This is a genomic window from Microbacterium sp. ZOR0019 (assembly GCF_000800925.1).
Classification (GTDB): domain Bacteria; phylum Actinomycetota; class Actinomycetes; order Actinomycetales; family Microbacteriaceae; genus Microbacterium; species Microbacterium aurugineum.
In genome coordinates this window covers 1-16,137 of record NZ_JRKC01000095.1, presented here as the reverse complement: position 1 = coordinate 16,137, position 16,137 = coordinate 1, and the positions used below count along the sequence as shown (strand labels likewise).

Annotated in this window: 13 protein-coding genes and 1 pseudogene; 9 read left to right on the top strand and 5 right to left on the bottom strand. The window is 69.8% G+C overall.

Annotated elements, in window-relative coordinates; translation table 11 throughout:
* Window positions 1–162 precede the first annotated feature (162 nt).
* Window positions 163–1,872 carry an AMP-binding protein gene (locus L978_RS17150; protein ID WP_052193833.1) on the top strand — a complete coding sequence of 570 codons (1,710 nt, stop codon included), beginning with the start codon at window positions 163–165 and terminating at the stop codon, window positions 1,870–1,872.
* Window positions 1,873–1,876: 4 nt separating this feature from the next.
* Here the strand turns inward: L978_RS17150 and L978_RS17145 are convergent, their stop codons facing one another.
* From L978_RS17145 to L978_RS17125, 5 genes are all read right to left on the bottom strand, one after another.
* Window positions 1,877–2,293 carry a hypothetical protein gene (locus tag L978_RS17145; RefSeq protein ID WP_156118319.1) on the bottom strand — a complete coding sequence of 139 codons (417 nt, stop codon included), beginning with the start codon at window positions 2,291–2,293 and terminating at the stop codon, window positions 1,877–1,879.
* Window positions 2,294–2,428: 135 nt separating this feature from the next.
* A complete protein-coding gene (locus L978_RS17140) occupies window positions 2,429–3,901 on the bottom strand; it encodes an MATE family efflux transporter (RefSeq protein ID WP_047524554.1) in 1,473 nt (490 codons plus the stop codon).
* Between the two features lie 139 nt (window positions 3,902–4,040).
* Window positions 4,041–4,664 (bottom strand): response regulator, encoded by a 624-nt coding sequence (locus L978_RS17135; RefSeq protein WP_047524552.1) that lies wholly within the window; start codon window positions 4,662–4,664, stop codon window positions 4,041–4,043.
* Entirely contained in the window at window positions 4,661–5,968 is a 1,308-nt protein-coding gene (locus L978_RS17130; RefSeq protein WP_047524550.1) for a sensor histidine kinase, read from the bottom strand. The genes L978_RS17135 and L978_RS17130 overlap by 4 nt, the downstream gene beginning before the upstream one ends.
* On the bottom strand, window positions 5,934–8,063 hold the full coding sequence (locus L978_RS17125; protein ID WP_047524548.1) for an MMPL family transporter: 2,130 nt from the start codon (window positions 8,061–8,063) through the stop codon (window positions 5,934–5,936). Before L978_RS17125 ends, L978_RS17130 begins: the two co-directional genes overlap by 35 nt.
* 115 nt (window positions 8,064–8,178) lie before the next feature.
* Here L978_RS17125 and L978_RS17120 point away from each other — a divergent pair, with 115 nt between their 5' ends.
* The 8 genes and pseudogenes from L978_RS17120 to L978_RS17085 form a co-directional block, all read left to right on the top strand.
* Window positions 8,179–8,832, top strand: a complete 654-nt coding sequence (locus tag L978_RS17120) for an IMPACT family protein (protein WP_047524547.1) — start codon at window positions 8,179–8,181, stop codon at window positions 8,830–8,832.
* A gap of 69 nt (window positions 8,833–8,901) precedes the next feature.
* Window positions 8,902–9,822, top strand: a complete 921-nt coding sequence (locus L978_RS17115) for a DnaJ domain-containing protein (RefSeq protein WP_047524545.1) — start codon at window positions 8,902–8,904, stop codon at window positions 9,820–9,822.
* Window positions 9,823–9,996: 174 nt separating this feature from the next.
* Window positions 9,997–11,001, top strand: a complete 1,005-nt coding sequence (locus tag L978_RS17110) for a LacI family DNA-binding transcriptional regulator (RefSeq protein WP_047524543.1) — start codon at window positions 9,997–9,999, stop codon at window positions 10,999–11,001.
* Window positions 11,002–11,069: 68 nt separating this feature from the next.
* Entirely contained in the window at window positions 11,070–12,335 is a 1,266-nt protein-coding gene (locus L978_RS17105) for an extracellular solute-binding protein (RefSeq protein WP_047524541.1), read from the top strand.
* Between the two features lie 4 nt (window positions 12,336–12,339).
* The gene (locus L978_RS17100) at window positions 12,340–13,236 is read left to right on the top strand and encodes a carbohydrate ABC transporter permease (protein WP_047524561.1); all 897 of its coding nucleotides are present in this window, start codon (window positions 12,340–12,342) and stop codon (window positions 13,234–13,236) included.
* Window positions 13,233–14,075 (top strand): carbohydrate ABC transporter permease, encoded by an 843-nt coding sequence (locus L978_RS17095; protein WP_081997106.1) that lies wholly within the window; start codon window positions 13,233–13,235, stop codon window positions 14,073–14,075. Before L978_RS17100 ends, L978_RS17095 begins: the two co-directional genes overlap by 4 nt.
* Window positions 14,076–14,101: 26 nt before the next feature.
* Window positions 14,102–15,103 (top strand): glycoside hydrolase family 130 protein, encoded by a 1,002-nt coding sequence (locus L978_RS17090; RefSeq protein ID WP_047524539.1) that lies wholly within the window; start codon window positions 14,102–14,104, stop codon window positions 15,101–15,103.
* 4 nt (window positions 15,104–15,107) lie between these two features.
* Window positions 15,108–16,137: pseudogene (locus L978_RS17085) on the top strand (hypothetical protein); the annotation flags it as partial.

Sequence of the window (16,137 nt, the reverse complement as noted above, 5' to 3'; positions counted from 1 at the left end):
CCTCCCCCGCTGACCCCCCGTCCCGTCCCCGTCCCGTCCCCGTCCCCCGCCGGTTGCGGGATCAAAAGTGCGCCGGGGACGGGGCTGTCAGGCGCGTTTCTGCACTCGCACGCGACAAGATGGAACACGCGACAAGATGGAACACGCGAGCAAGGGAGCACCATGAGCCGCAGCGCGACCGCCGCCACGCAGAGCATCCGCGAGATGCGGGACTTCCTCTTCGCCCACGCGACGGACTACGCAGCCGCGCGAGCAGGGTTCGCCTGGCCCGAGGTCGACGAGTTCAACTTCGCCCTCGAGTGGTTCGACGTGGTCGCCGCCGAGAAGCCGGATCGTCCCGCGGTGCAGATCGTCGAAGCCGACCTGAGCCTGCGCACCTGGACCTACGGCGAACTCTCGACACGCTCCGACCAGGTCGCCGCCTGGCTCACCGGCCTGGGCCTCCGACGCGGCGACCACGTGATCGTGATGCTGAACAACACGATCGAGCTGTGGGAGGTGATGCTGGCGATCACGAAGATCGGCGCGGTGTCGATCCCCACGTCCACGCTCCTGTCGGCATCGGACCTCGAGTACCGCGTCGACCACGGCCGCGCCCGCGCCGTCATCACCCTCGGAACCCTCGGCGACCGGCTCCTGACCCTCGACCCCGGCATCCTGCGCATCGGTGTGGGCGACGGCATCCCCGCGGGGTGGGAGCGCTTCGACGACTCGGCCGACGCCCCCGCCACCTTCGAGCCGGTCGGACCCACCCCCGCGTCCGACACCGCCCTGCTCTACTTCACCTCGGGCACCACGAACCGCCCGAAGCTCGTGCAGCACACCCACGTCTCGTACCCGGTCGGACACCTGTCGACCATGTGGTGGCTCGGGGTGCGCCCCGACGACGTACACCTCAACATCTCGTCGCCCGGTTGGGCGAAGCACGCCTGGTCGAGCTTCTACTCGCCGTTCCTCGCCGAGGCGACCGTGTTCGTCTACAACTACGCCCGCTTCGACGCGAACACCCTCATGCAGGTCATGGAGACTCACCACGTCTCGACGTTCTGTGCACCGCCCACCGTCTGGCGGATGCTGATCCAGGCCGACCTCTCGCGTCTCACCCACCCTCCGCGCGAGCTGGTCGGTGCGGGCGAACCGTTGAATCCCGAGGTCATCGACCGGGTGCGCGATGCGTGGGGCGGCACGATCCGCGACGGGTTCGGGCAGACCGAGATGACGGCGTGCATCGGGAATTCTCCGGGTCAGACCGTGAAGGTCGGATCCATGGGGCGTCCCCTCCCCGGCTATCCCGTCGTCCTGCTCGACCCGGTCACCGGGGCCGTCGTCGAGCACGAAGGTCAGATCGCACTCGATCTGACGAACCCGCCGCTCGGGTTGATGGCGGGCTACTTCGACGACCCGGAGAAGACGGCGCAGTCACGCGCCGGCGGCTACCACCACACCGGTGACATCGCGGTGCGCGACTCCGACGGATACCTCACCTACGTCGGGCGCTCCGACGACGTGTTCAAGGCCTCGGACTACAAGATCTCGCCGTTCGAGCTCGAGTCGGTGCTGCTCGAACACGACCTCGTGGTCGAGGCGGCGGTGATCCCGAGCCCGGATCCGACACGGTTGGCCGTGCCGAAAGCGTATGTCTGCCTGACCCCCGGAACCACGGTCGCCGACACGGACGCCGCCCGAGCGATCTTCACCTACGCCCACGAGCGCCTGTCGTCGCACCTGTGGGTGCGGATCATCGAGTTCGTGCCCGAGCTGCCGAAGACCATCTCCGGCAAGATCCGTCGTGTCGAGCTGCGTGGGCGCGAGGCCGCGCGCGTGGAATCCGGCGACGAAACCGGACAGCACCGCGACCGCGACTATCGCTGAGCGTTCAGGGGACCACCGCGATCGACGCGGTCGTCGGTGACGTCGCCACGCGCGGCGTTTTGGACCCGACCGCGGGCCTCGACACCGGCACGGCTGCGGGCAGTGCCTCATCCGTCTCACGCGCCGGCCGTCCGGCACCGGCCGCGGTCATGATGGCCCGCACGACACCGCCGATCACCAGCATTCCGACCAAAGCCGCCCCCGAAAGGACCAACGGCGTCCATTCCTGGGCGAACGACGCCGTGACGCTCAGCAGCGCACCGACGATCCACACCCCCACGGCTCCCCCGGCGAGCCCTCCGGACCCGCGGATCACCGCGACCGCCGCCACGATCGCACAGGCGGCGGCGATCGCCGCGCCCACGTAACCGATCGGCACCATCACCGCAGCCAGATCGCTGGCCACTCTCATTGTCGTCATGACGACCCCCCGTCAGCGGAAATCCCGCTACCTCGACACTAGAAGTGTGTCTCGGAAAGGCCATCCGTCTCAAGTCCGATCCACATCATCCTGCAGACGGATATCTCACTGGCACGACGGTGGCGTCGCGGACCCTCAGCGCCGACTCGGCCACCGCAGCCGGCGCGCGCGCACCACACGCACGGGCTGGGTGACGACCGCGTCCACGACCATCGAGCCGTCGGTCGGTCCGACAATCGCGATCGCCGAGGTCTCGGTCGCCTCGGCAGGCGCGACCGGGAGATGCGCGAGCGCCCGGTGCGCACGGAGGTAGGCGGGCACCAGCAGCACGATCGCCCCCACCCAGGCGAGCGGATTGCTCAGGGCCACGCCGTCGAAACCGATCCAGGCGCCGAGAACGATGGCCGCTCCGACGCGCATCACCAACTCGATCACGCCGGTCACGGTGGGCACGAGCGTGTGGCCGAGGCCCTGGAGCGCGCCGCGCAGCACGAACAGCATCCCGAGCGCCCAATAGCCGCAGCCGTTGATGATCAGCATCCGATGCGCCATGTCGACGACGTCGTCGGATCCCTCTCCGATGAACAGGCGCACCATCGGCGCACCGAAGGCGATCAGCAGCACGCCGAGCACCACGCCGGCGCCGACCGCCATCCACGTCGCTTCGACGACACCACGACGGATGCGATCGGGCCGACGTCCGCCGTGGTTCTGCGCCACGTACATCGAGACCGCGAGGCCGAGCGAGGAGAGCAGCGCGACCGCGAGGCTGTCGACCCGGGATCCCGTCGTGTACGCGGCGACGGCATCAGCTCCGAGGGTGTTCAACGCCACCTGCACGGTGAGCGTGCCGATCGCGATGATCGAGGCCTGGAAGCCCATCGGCAGGCCGAGGCGCAGGTGCTCGGCGATGTCGTCCCGCCCGATGCGCCAATCGGCACGGCGGAGGTGCAGCATGGGCAGGCGGCGGCGCACGAACTCGAGACACAGCGCCACCGAGACCGCCTGCGCCACGACGGTCGCGAGGGCGGCTCCGCCCACACCCCATCCGAGCGGGCCGACCATCAGGACGACGAGTCCGACGTTCAATGCACAGGCGATGGTGAGGAAGACCAGGGGCGTCTTGGAGTCGCCGATGGCGCGGATGATCGCCGAGAGGTAGTTGAAGAACATGGTCGCGCTGGCGCCCAGGAAGCTGATCTGCGTGAAGGTCGTGGCTTCGGGCATGAGCTCGGCCGGTGTCTGCAGCAGCGCCAGGATGGGACCGGCGAGCAGCGGCGCCGCGACCGTGAGGATCACGCTGGTGATGGCGCTGAGGAACACACCCGTCGCGACCGAGCGGCGTACGGCGGCATCGTCGCGCGCGCCGAACGCCTGCGCGATCGGGATCGCGAATCCACTCGTCAGACCCCAGGCGAACCCGAGGAGCAGGAACAGCAGGCTGCCGGTCGCGCCCACGGCGGCGAGCGAGGTGACGCCGAGGTGCCTGCCGACGACGATCGCGTCGGCGAACTGGTAGAGCTGCTGGACCACATTGCCGAGCAGGAGGGGGATGGAGAAGGCAAGGATGACGCGCCACGGACGGCCCGTGGTGAGGGAGGTGGCCATGAAGGAGCGGCTCGCAGAGCTGGGGGATGGATCGGGGTGCACACCAGCATATCGAATCGATTCGAAGGCAGGGTCAGGCGGACTTCGCCGGGAGCAGCCGCTTGCGCAAGGCCAGGAAGAGGTGGAGATGCCGGAAGGCTCAGAGCAGACCGGTGTCGCGGGCGATGGCGATGGCGCGGGCACGACTGTCGGCGCCGAGCTTCTCGAACACGTGCACGAGGTGCGTCTTCACGGTGGCCTCCGTCACGAACAGGGTCTTCGCGATCTCGCGGTTCGAGGCGCCCGTGTCGAGCAGCCGGAGCACCGCCAGCTCGCGTTCGGTCAGCCGCACCCGCGGTGCGCGCATGACCTGCACGACCCTTTCGCTGAGTTCCGGGGTGAGCACGAGTCCTCCGGCGGCCGCCTGACGGATCGCGCGAACGATGTCTTCGGGTGCCACATCCTTCAGCAAGTACCCGGATGCGCCGGCTTCGATCGCCCCGAGGATCTCGGCGTCACGGTCGAACGTGGTCAGGATGAGGACGGCGGGCGCCGGATCCAGCCCGCGAAGCGCGGCCGTCGTCTGCACACCGTCCATGCCATCACCGAGCCGCAGATCGCAGAGCACGACGTCCGGATGCAGGTGTCGCGCGAGAGCCACGGCCTCCTCGCCGGAGGCGGACTCCCCGACCACCTCGACGTCGTCACGATGGTCGAACAGCGAGCGCACTCCGGCCCGGACGATGGGATGGTCGTCGACGAGCAGCACGCGTACGGCGGTCATGCCGTGCCCTCCGTCCGCTGCGACGGTGCTGTTCCACCGAGCGGGACATGGGCGGACAACGCGGTGCCGTCGCCCGGGGCGCTCTCCACGTCTAGCCCTCCGCCGAGTTCCCGCAGCCGCGCGCGCATCGACCGTAGCCCGTAGCCCCCGCCCCGGCTGCCGATTCCGCCCTGCGTGTCCCAGTGCCGGGCGTCGAAGCCGATCCCGTCATCGACGATGTCGAGCCGCACCGCGTCACCGGCGTCGGCCAGGGTGACCACGACGCGAGAGGCCTCGGCATGGGACCGGACGTTCGCGAGAGCGGACTGCGCCGTCCGCAGCAGGGCGACCTCCGCGTCGATGCCGAGCGCCGGGAGGTCGTCGTCGGCGTTCAGCGTCCCCTCGATCCCGGTCTCTTCGGCCAGTCGTGCGAGCATGCGGGCGAGCGCGTCGCCGAGCGCGGTGGACTCGAGTTCTGCAGGCATCAGCGCGTTCACGATGCGCCGCGCGTCCGCCATCCCCTCCGTGGCGAGCGCACCGATCTGTTCGAGCGCGCGGGTGCGCTGTGCCGGATCGTCCGCCTCCAGCGCCGACCGTGCCAGCATCCCGATCGAGGACACGCTCTGCGCGACCGTGTCGTGGATGTCGCGAGAGACCCGGGTGCGTTCCGCGCTCGCCCCCGACTCGCGCTGGGTACGGGCGAGCTCGTCCTGCAGGGCCGCCATCTCCTCCTGCGTCGCGACGAGAGACGCGATCAGTCGACGCCTCTCCCGGCCGTCACGCACGAGCTCGAGGTACCCGCGGGAGATCCCCAGCGCGAAGACACCGCCGACGAGAGGACCGATCACGTTCGCGTAGGTCGTGGTGCCGGTGTGCAGCAGCGGAGCGGTGACCACGACGGCGAGCACCACCACGCTCAGCAGCAGCGCCCACCGCAGGCGCATCACGAAGCCGGCGAGCAGCCACAGCGGGAACGCAAGCCACACGAACTCCGGAGAGACCACGACCGCACCGAGCCAGATGAGCGTCAGCCCGAGCAGCCACCAGGTCGCCAGACGACGGTCGGAGGTCCGCTCGCCCAGCAGCAGGCCGCCGCCGTACCAGCCGAGGAAGACGAGCGAGAGGGCGAGCACCCACGGCAGCGGGACGCCGTCGGCGGCCGCACGCCAGGCGCCGATCGCGACCAGCACGACCGTGATGACGGCCTGGCCGATCCGGATCGACCCGACCAGGCTCGCCCACGTGCGCGGCGCGCGGATCCCGGCCGCGGGGTCGACGCGGCCGGGACGCTCAGCCCGCGTCTGCGGGGACGGCGACTGCGGCATCCTCGTATTCTCCCCCGCGCGGGTGGTCTCCGTGTCGATCGGCGCGGGATCCGGCGCCCCCGACCTTCCGCGGCCACCACATCCGCTCGCCGACGAGGGCGAACAACGCAGGGACCACCAGGGTGCGCACGACGAAGGTGTCGACGAGCACCCCGATCCCGACGATGAGCCCGATCTGTCCGAGCGTGACCAGGGGCAGCAACCCGAGCGCCGCGAACACCGCCGCGAGCACGACTCCGGCGCTGGTGATCACCCCACCCGTCGCCGTGACCGCTCGCACCATCCCCTGCCGCGTCCCGACCGTCTGCGCCTCGATCCTGGCGCGATGGACGAGGAAGATCGTGTAGTCGATCCCGAGCGCCACGAGGAACAGGAACGACAGCAGCGGCACCTGCAGGTCGAGCGACTCCCATCCGAACACGACCCGGCTCAGCCACGTGCCCGCACCGATCGCCGCGACCGCGCTGAGGATGTTCACCGCGAGCAGCAGCACCGGTGCCACCAGGGAGCGCAGCAGCACGATGAGCACGAGCAGACTGACCGCGAGCACGAGCGGGACGATGAGCAGCAGATCGCGCTGATTGCCGTCGCGCGCGTCGAGATCTGCGGCGACGGGCCCCCCGACCGCGGCATCCGCCTCCGGCACCGACGCCGCGGCCTCTCGCACGCCACGGACCAGATCGAGGCTCTCGGTCGTGCCCGGTGCCGGCTCTCCGACGACGAGCAGTCGGGTGAGCGCGCCGTCGCTGCTGTCGCCCGTGGCCGCCACCCGCAGCACACCCGGCACGTCGTCGATCGCCGCGGCCAGCGCCTCGGCCTCCGCCGTCCCTCCGATCACGACCATCGGCTGCGCCTCTCCTGCGGGGAAGTGATCCCCGAGCGTCGTCAGCCCCGCGGCGGACTCCGACGCGACCCGGAACTTCTCGACCTGGGTGAGCCCGACGGATGCCCCGGCCAGACCGCCGGCGAGAACACCGAGGAGCGCGAGGCCGCCGACCAGAGGCACCCACGGGCGACGGGACACGCGCTGTGCCACCACGCCCCACACGCGCCCCGTGACGGCGGTGTCGCCCACGCGCGGCGCGAACGGCCAGAAGAGCCGACGACCGCACACGGCGAGCGCCGGCGGGAGCACCAGCAGCACGGCGGCGAGCGCGATCAGGAGTCCGACGGCCGAGGCGATACCGAGCCCCCGCGTGCCCGGGATCACAGCGAGGGCCAGCGTCGACAGCGCCAGGACCACGGTGACGTTCGAGGCGACGATCGCCGGAGCGGTGGCCCGCCACGCGGCGACCAGGGCGCGGCGGTGATCGGCCTCACGGGCGAGCTCTTCGCGATAGCGCGAGATGAGCAGGAGGGCGTAGTTCGTCCCGGCTCCGAACACGAGCACGCTGACGATGCCGGAATCGAACTGCAGACCGAGCCCGGCGCCGATCGCGGCGGTCGCCTTGTTCGCCAGCTGATCGGCCAGCGCGACGACGACGAGCGGGATCATCCAGAGCACGGGTGAGCGATAGGTGACGATGAGCAGCAGTGCGACGATCCCGAGGGTCACGATCAGCAAGGTGAAGTCGGCGCCGTCGAACGCGGAGGCGACGTCCACACCGAACGCGGGACCACCGGTGACCTGCACACCGACCCCGTCGATCGGATGCGCCGCCACCGTGTCGCGCAGAGCGTGCACGGCCTCCGCGGCGGCATCATCACCGCCGTCGAGCGTCAGCGTCGCCTGGATCGCTGCGGCCTCGCCGTCGTCGCTGACGATCGGACCACGCGGTTCGTGTCCGGTCTCCTCCTCGACGTCGACCGCGAGGGCACCGAGGGCGGTGAGGTCGGCGTCGCGGAGCTCCCCGCCGTCGTCACGGGCCGCGACCAGCAGCACCGTGTGCTCGTCCGCGTCGGGGAACTGTTCGGCGAGCATCGCCGCCTGTGCGGATTCCGAGTCGGGCGGGGCGACGTCAGTGCCGGCGGGGAGCGACGCCCGTCCGAGCGCACCGAGGAGGGCGGTGAAGGCGATCACCGCGATCAGCAGGGAGACCCACGCGCCGCGACGAGAGGTGAGCCACAGGGGGAGGGAGCGGAGGGTGCGGAGCATGGATCCAGTCCAGCCGCCGCGACTCCCCCGTGGATCGCGCGCGGGGCGGAGACGGGTCTCCACCCTTCGATGGATCCGCTCCGGGCGGAATGCCGGCCTGGGTATCGTGAGGCGGGTGACCTCCGCCCGCAGCTATCCCGCCACCATCGCCGCCGCGGTCACGCACGAGACGGTCATCCGCAAGTCGCGCTTCCTCACGCACGTCGAGCCCGTGACCTCGGTCGAGCAGGCGGAGGCGGTGATCGCAGGGATCCGCAAGAGGGCCTGGGACGCGAACCACAACTGCACCGCGATGGTCACCGGCCTGCTCGGCGATCAGGCCCGGTCGTCGGATGACGGGGAGCCCTCGGGCACGGCCGGGATCCCGATGCTGGAAGTGCTGCGTCGGCGTGACCTGACCGACGTGGTCGCCGTGGTGACGCGGTACTTCGGCGGGGTGAAGCTCGGGGCGGGAGGGCTCGTGCGCGCATACTCCTCCGCGGTGTCGGAGACCCTCGACCAGGCGGCCCTCGTGCGCAGGGCAGCGCTGCGGCAGGTGACGCTCGAGGTGCCGCACGCCGACGCGGGTCGCTACGACAACCTGCTGCGCGAGTGGGCGGCTCATCACGGCGCGACGCTCGGTGAACCGACCTATGCCGCGACGGCCACGCTCGAGCTGTGGGCCCCGCAGACGGAGCTCCCTCGACTCACCGACGATCTGGCCGCCGCGTCCGCGGGAGCTGTCGTCCCGGTGCTCGGCGTCGAGCGCATCGTCGACGTGCCCGCCTGACCCCCTTCGAATCGCGAAGGAAGCCAGTCGGGTGGATATCCTGGATGCCGCGGTCGCGGAGGGAGAGCGATGTTCGACAGTCCGCTCTCGGCGTCGGCCTATGAGGTCCTCGGCGTCGACCCCTCGATCGATGAGGACGGGTTGCGCCGCGCCTACCGCCTGCGCCTCCGGCAGACCCATCCGGACACGGGAGGCGACGCCGCTGTCTTCATCCAGGTGCAGCGCGCGTGGGAGCTGGTCGGCACCGTCGAGAGCCGTGCCGCCTACGACCGCCGAACCGGCGTGACCCACGATGCCGGTGCCGAGTGGAGCGGATGGCGACCGCCGGCCGCTCGCACCGACACGCGTCCGCGCGCCCGTGCCTACGGCCACCCCGGAGGCTGGCGCCGGGAGCGCTACCTGGCGCTCATCCGCGAATGGGCGGGACGCGGCGTCGACGTGCCCGACCCCTACGACCCCGCCCTGGTGCGCTCGGCACCGCGTGACGTGCGCCGCCTCCTCGCCGATGCCCTCGCGGAAGAGGCGACGGCGCGCACGGTCTCCGACCTCGGCATGGGTTACACCGTCTGGCACGACGTCGTGGCCGGAGCAGACGCCGACGACAAGCTCGACCACGTGATCCTGGGCCCCTCGGGTCTGTACGGCGTGATGTCTGAGGACTTCGGCGGGGTCGTCGGCTTCCGTCGCGGCGAGATCACCGGACCGAGCCTCGGCACGCGGGCGCCCGTCACCGCGGCTCTCCGCCGGATGCGAACGATCGCCAAGGCCGCACGCGTCCGATTCAGCGGCGCCATCGTGGTGCTCCCCGATGACGACCTCGCCCAGGCCGTCACACCGCTGGGCACCAGTCGCGGAGTCCCGGTCGTGGTGGTGCGCCGCAGTGCGCTCGCCATGGTGCTGCGTCAGGGTGTGCCGCACGCGCGCGCGATCGGCGGCAACGAGCTGTTCGACGTCCGGACGCGCCTGCAGCAGACCGTCCGCTTCGTCTGACCCCATCGCCCCTCCGCTTTCGGATCGCGCGAACGGTCGTATCCAGCGTCTTCGTCGCGCCATTTGGGTGATTCGAAGGCCGACAGGACCGTTGACTTCCGAAATCAAACCGGTTTACACTCATCAAACCGGTTCACGCTGTACATCTCTGTGCCGGGTCCACGAGGAGGTGGCATGAGCCGCACGACGATCGCCGATGTCGCCCGGGAAGCCGGCGTCACGAAGGCCACGGTCTCGCATGCCCTGAGCGGCAACCGCCCCATCTCCGAGGAGACGCGGGCAAAGGTGCTCGCCGCGGCCGAGAAGCTGGAGTGGGCCCCGAGCCAGAGCGCACGGGCACTCGCCACCCGCCGGGCCAACGCCGTCGCCGTGGTGCTCGCCCGCGACCCGGAGGTCATCGCGAACGACTCCTTCTTCCCGGCCTTCATCGCCGGGGTCGAGTCGGTGCTCGCCGAGACCGAGACGGCACTCCTGCTCCAGGTCGTCCCCGACCGCCACGCCGAGGAACGGGCGTACCGCACGCTCACCCACGGCAGGGCCGACGGGGCGCTCCTGCTCGATCTGCGTACCGATGACTGGCGCGTGCCGTTCCTCGACGACCTCGGCCTGCCGACCGTGCTGGTGGGCGCCTACGACCAGCCGACCGGATTCTCGTGCGTGCGCACCGACGATGCCGCACCGATCCGCGAGCTCGTCGCACACCTCCGCGCCGCCGGGCACGGACGCATCGCCCATGTCTCCGGCCCCCTCGACTACGTGCACTCGAAGGCGCGCGCCGAGGCCTACGTCGAGGCGGTCGGCGACGACGAGCTGCTCCGCGAGGGCGACTTCACGGCCGCGAGCGGGCGCGCCCGCACCGCCGAGCTCCTCGCCCTGCCCGACCGGCCGACCGCGATCCTCTATTCGAACGACACCATGGCGATCGCCGGCCTCTCCTATGCACGCGCACAGGGACTCTCGATTCCCCAGGACCTCGCGATCTCCGGGTTCGACGACGATCACCTCTCCGCCCACCTGTCGCCGGCGCTGACCAGCGTCTCCTCTGATCCCGCCGCCCGAGGCCGCGCCGCTGCCCGGCTCCTGCGGGCGGAGATCATCGGAGCGCCGCCGCGCACCGAGGTCGTCGACTGCAACGTCGTGCACTTCCGGGAGAGCACCGGGTCGGCAGCACACGCCTGACCGCACCACCACTCACCGCACCACCCCACGGCCACGCAGCCGTACCCCGCAGTGTCAAGGAGGACATCATGAAGAAGTTCCGCGCAATCGCCCTGATCGGCGCCACCGCTCTCGTCGCCACCGGATGCTCGGCCGGAGGCGGTGGCGGGGAGGGATCCGCCGACGGCACCGGCCCCATCAGCATCTGGCTCTCCAACAACGAGCAGGAGGTCGCCTGGGGCACCGCCGTCGTCGAGGCCTGGAACGCCGAGCATCCCGACGAGCAGGTGAAGGCACAGGAGATCCCCGCCGGATCGTCGTCGGAAGAGGCCATCACCGCCGCGATCACCGCCGGCACCGCGCCCTGCCTCGTCTACAACGTGGCCCCCGCCGCGGTCTCGGGCTGGGTCAAGCAGGGAGGGCTCGTCGACCTCAGCGCGATCGACGGGGGCGCCGACTACATCACCGAGCGCGGCGGCGACGTCGACGCCTATGCCAGTGACGGCAGCTTCTACCAGCTGCCCTGGAAGTCGAACCCCGTGATGGTCATGTACAACAAGGCGCTCTTCGAAGCCGCCGGCATCGACCCCGAAGACCCGCAGATGAACACCTACGACTCCTTCCTCGAAGGCTCGCGCGCGATCGTCGACTCCGGTGTGCAGAGCGCCATCTGGCCCGCTCCGACCAGCGAGTTCTACCAGCCGTGGTTCGACTTCTATCCGCTGTACCTGGCCGAGACGGACGGCACGATGCTGGTGGAAGACGGCAAGGCCACGTTCGACTCGGACGCCGGGCGCACGGTCTCCGAGTTCTGGAAGACCTTCTACGACGAGAAGCTGTCGCCGAACGAGGCGTCGACCGACGACGCGATGTCGGCCGGCACCACCGCCATGCAGCTCGCCGGCCCCTGGGCCATCCCGTCGTACGCCGACACCGTCGATGTCGGCTTCATGCCCGTGCCGACCAGTGACGGCCGGGACAACCCCACGACCTTCGCCGACTCCAAGAGCGTGTCGATGTTCACGGCCTGTGAGAACCAGGGCACGGCGTGGGAGTTCCTGAAGTTCTCGACCAGTGAGGAGAGCGACGGACAGCTGCTCGAGGCGACCGGTCAGATGCCGATGCGCACCGGCCTCACCGACGCCTACGGCGACTACTTCGCCGCGAACCCGAACTACGTGGCGTTCGCCGAGCAGGCCGAGAAGACCGCCGACGTCCCCAGCATCCCGAACTCCGTCGAGGCATGGCAGGCGTTCCGCGACGAGTACTCCTCCGCCGTGATCTTCGACAAGGAGTCGATCGACGACTTCCTCGGGAATGCGGCGACGAAGATCGACGAGCTCGTCGCCGAGTGACATCGTGACCGACAAGAAGCGGTTGCGCACCCGATGGCTGGGTGCGCAACCGGTCGGCGGGCTGTTCGCGCTGCCGTACTTCGTGTTCGTGATCGCGATCTTCGCGTATCCGCTCGCGTTCGCCGTCTACATCGCCTTCCACGACTACTTCTTCACGGCACCCGGCACCGAGGTCGACCGCCCGTTCGTCGGCTTCGACAACTTCGTCACGGTGCTCACCGACCCGCGGGTCCTCGGATCCTTCCGCAACACCCTGATCTTCCTCGTCATCAACGTGCCGCTCACGGCGGTGCTCGCCCTGGTCCTCGCCGCGGCGCTCAACACCGGCATCCGCTGGGTCGCCGCCTACCGGGTCGCGTTCTACGTCCCCTACCTGACGGCGAGCGTCTCCCTCGTGGGCGTGTGGATGCTGTTGTTCTCGGGCAACGGGCTGATCAACACCATCCTCGGCCCGCTCGCCCCGGATCCGTCGTGGCTCGTGAACAGCGGACTCGCGATGCCGATGATCGCGTTCTACGTCACTTGGAAGCAGCTCGGGTTCTACATCCTGCTCTACCTGGCGGCCCTGCAGAACGTGCCGAGGGAGCTCTACGAGTCGGCGGAGACCGACGGCGCCGGAGTGTTCTCGCGTTTCCGGCACGTCACGATCCCCGGGGTGCGCAGCGCCACGACCCTCGTGCTGATCCTCTCGATCATCACCGGAGCCAACCTCTTCACCGAGCCGTACCTGCTCACCAACGGCGGCGGCCCGGACGGCGCCTCGACCACCCCCGTCCTGCTGATCTACCAGCTGGGCATCCAACAGCAGAACCCCGATACGGCGGCGGCCATCGGCATGATCCTCGTGATCTTCGTCGGGATGCTGTCGCTGGCGGCCAATCGAGCGACGAGGGAGCGATGATGCGAAAGAAGCGTTCACTGCCCCGCATCCTGAGCATCATCCTGCTCACGATCGCGGCCATCGGCTTCGCCTTCCCGTTCTACTTCATGATCGTCGGGGCATTCCAGGAGAACCCGACGAACTCCCCCAGCGAGCTGTTCCCGACGAGCGGGTGGACGGTCGACAACTTCATCGCGATCGACTCGCGCATCGACCTGGTCGGCTCGCTGGTCAACTCGCTGATCTTCACGGCGGGTGTCCTCCTGGGAACGGTCGTGTTCGGGCTGCTCGCCGGCTACGCGATCGCTCGCCTGGACTTCCGGGGGCGCGGCGTGGTCTGGGTGCTGATGCTGCTCGTGCAGATGGTGCCGTTCCAGTTGCTGATGATCCCGCTCTACGTGCAGATCACCCGCAGCTACGGACTCGGCGACTCGTATCTGGGCATGATCCTGCCGTTCCTGATCAACACCACGGCGGTGTTCATCTTCGTGCAGTTCTTCAAGGCCCTGCCGGTGGAGATCTTCGAGGCCGCGCGGATCGACGGTGCCGGCGAGATCCGCCTGCTCACATCGGTCGCGATCCCGCTCATCCGCCCCGTGCTCGTGACGGTCGTGCTGGTCACGTTCATCGGCCCCTGGAACGAATTCCTCTGGCCGTTCCTCATCACGAAGGATGCGAGCCTGCAGCCGCTGGCCGTGTCCCTCGCCAACTACATCTCCAACGTGGCGCAGTCGACGGCCAACCCGAACGGCGCGATCCTCGCCGGCGCCACGGCGCTCGCGTTCCCCGTCGTCATCCTCTTCATCGTCTTCCAGCGCTTCTTCAAAGCCACCGACCTCGGCGCGGCCGTCAAAGGCTAGCCCCCATCCCCGACAGAAAGTGCCCCATGTTCACCGGAGCCTCCTTCCCCCTCGGTCCGTTCACGCCCTACGAGAGCAACCCGATCCTGCGCCCTCGGGGTGACAGCTGGGAATCGGCCAACCTCTACAACCCGGCGGCCCTCGTCGATGGCGACGAGGTCGTGCTGCTCTACCGAGCGCACGCCGACGACATCGTCTCCCACATCGGCATCGCCCGGTCGAAGGACGGGGTGACGTTCACCCGCGAGGACGCGCCGATCCTGTCCCCGTCCGAAGACTACGAACGCTACGGCTGCGAAGATCCGCGTATCGCGCTGATCGACGGCACGTACTACCTGACCTACACGGGGTGGGATCGCCGCAGTGCACAGCTGTGCCTGGCCACCTCGACCGACCTGCGCACCTGGACCAAGCACGGTCCGTTGTTCGACGACTTCGACACCTTCAAGACCATGGACCCGCGCGGATTCAACTGGTCGAAGGCCGGGGTCATCGTGCCGCAGCGCATGCACCGCACGTGGTGGATGTACTTCGGCGAGGGCGCGATCTACTGGGCGACCAGCGACGATCTGATCCACTGGACCCCCGGAACGCCCGACACCGAGCCGATGTACTCGCCGACGCCCGGCACCTGGGACGAGGCGCTCGTCGAGATCGGCGCCTCTCCCGTGGTGACCGACAACGGGCTGCTGCTCTTCCTCACCAACGGTGCCACCCGCACCGTGCACGACGACGGCACGGTGGAGGTGGACTACCGCTGCGGGCAGATCGCGATCGACCCCGACGAGCCGACGCGTGTCATCGCGCGACTGCAGGAGCCCTGGCTGCGCCCGCAGACGTTCGAGGACACGCACGGACTCGTCTCCAACGTGACCTTCGTGGAGGGGCTGGTGAAGTTCCACGGCAAGTGGTTCGCGTACTACGGCCAGTCCGACACGACCCTCGCGGTGGCGATCCACGACCCCGCGCAGCCCTGGGGACGGGCACTGCGCACCGATGCCGCCTCGCGCACGGAAGCCGGAGAGTGACGCCATGGAGACCTCACGACGCACGTTCCTGACCCTTGCGGCGACGGCGTCCGCCCTCGCTCTCGTCCCCGCGGAGTCGGCCGTCGCCGCTTCCGTGACGCCCGACTCGGCTGTCCGGCTCGGTGGCCCGCACCGGCGGAGGCTGACGAACCTCGCCCACCTGCGATTCCTCCTCGCGGAGGTCCCGGTCACGGCGAGCGCGACGCACACCACGTTCGGCATCGAGGCGAAGCCGACGGTCCGCGCTCCCTGGACCTACGCGGACACCGATGGAGCAGGCGGGTACCGCCCGGTCGGCGGTGGCACCCTCGACGCAGCGACGGGGTACTGGTCGCAGGGAGCGTACAACGCGGACGACATCGCGCGCGCGGCGATCGTGTTCCTCCGCGACTGGAAGGCGACGCGCGACACGCAGAGCCGCGACGAGGCGAAGGACGTCCTCCGCTCTCTGGCGTTCCTGCAGACGACGTCGGGGCCGAACGCCGGGCGCGTGGTCCTGTGGCAGCAGGAGGACGGCACGCTGACCCCGAGCGCGATCCCGGTCGAGCTGCCCGATCCGTCCGACTCCGCCGAGTCCTACTGGCTGGCACGCAGCGTCTGGGCGTTCGGTGAGGGCTACGCGGCCTTCCGTCGCGAGGATCCCGAGTTCGCGGTGTTCCTGCGCGAGCGGTTGCACCTGTGCCTGGATGCGCTGCGCCGCGAGTCGCTCTCCCGAGCGGGGCGATGGGTGAAGAGCGACGGTCGCAGGCTGCCCGCCTGGCTGATCGCCGGTGGCGCGGATGCGACGGCCGAGGCCATGCTCGGCCTCGCCGCCGCGGCCGAGGTCGGCGACTCCCGCAGCCGCGCCGCGCTGCAGACCTACGGCGAAGGCGTGGCCGCGATGGCCACCGATCCCTCGAGGGGCTGGCCCTTCGGCGCGGTCCTGCCCTGGACCGGCTCGCTCGGGTTCTGGCACGCCTGGGGTGCCGCGGCACCCGAGGCGCTGGCCCGCGGCGGGGCACTGCTCCGGCGGCGGGAGTGGTCCGCCGCCGCCA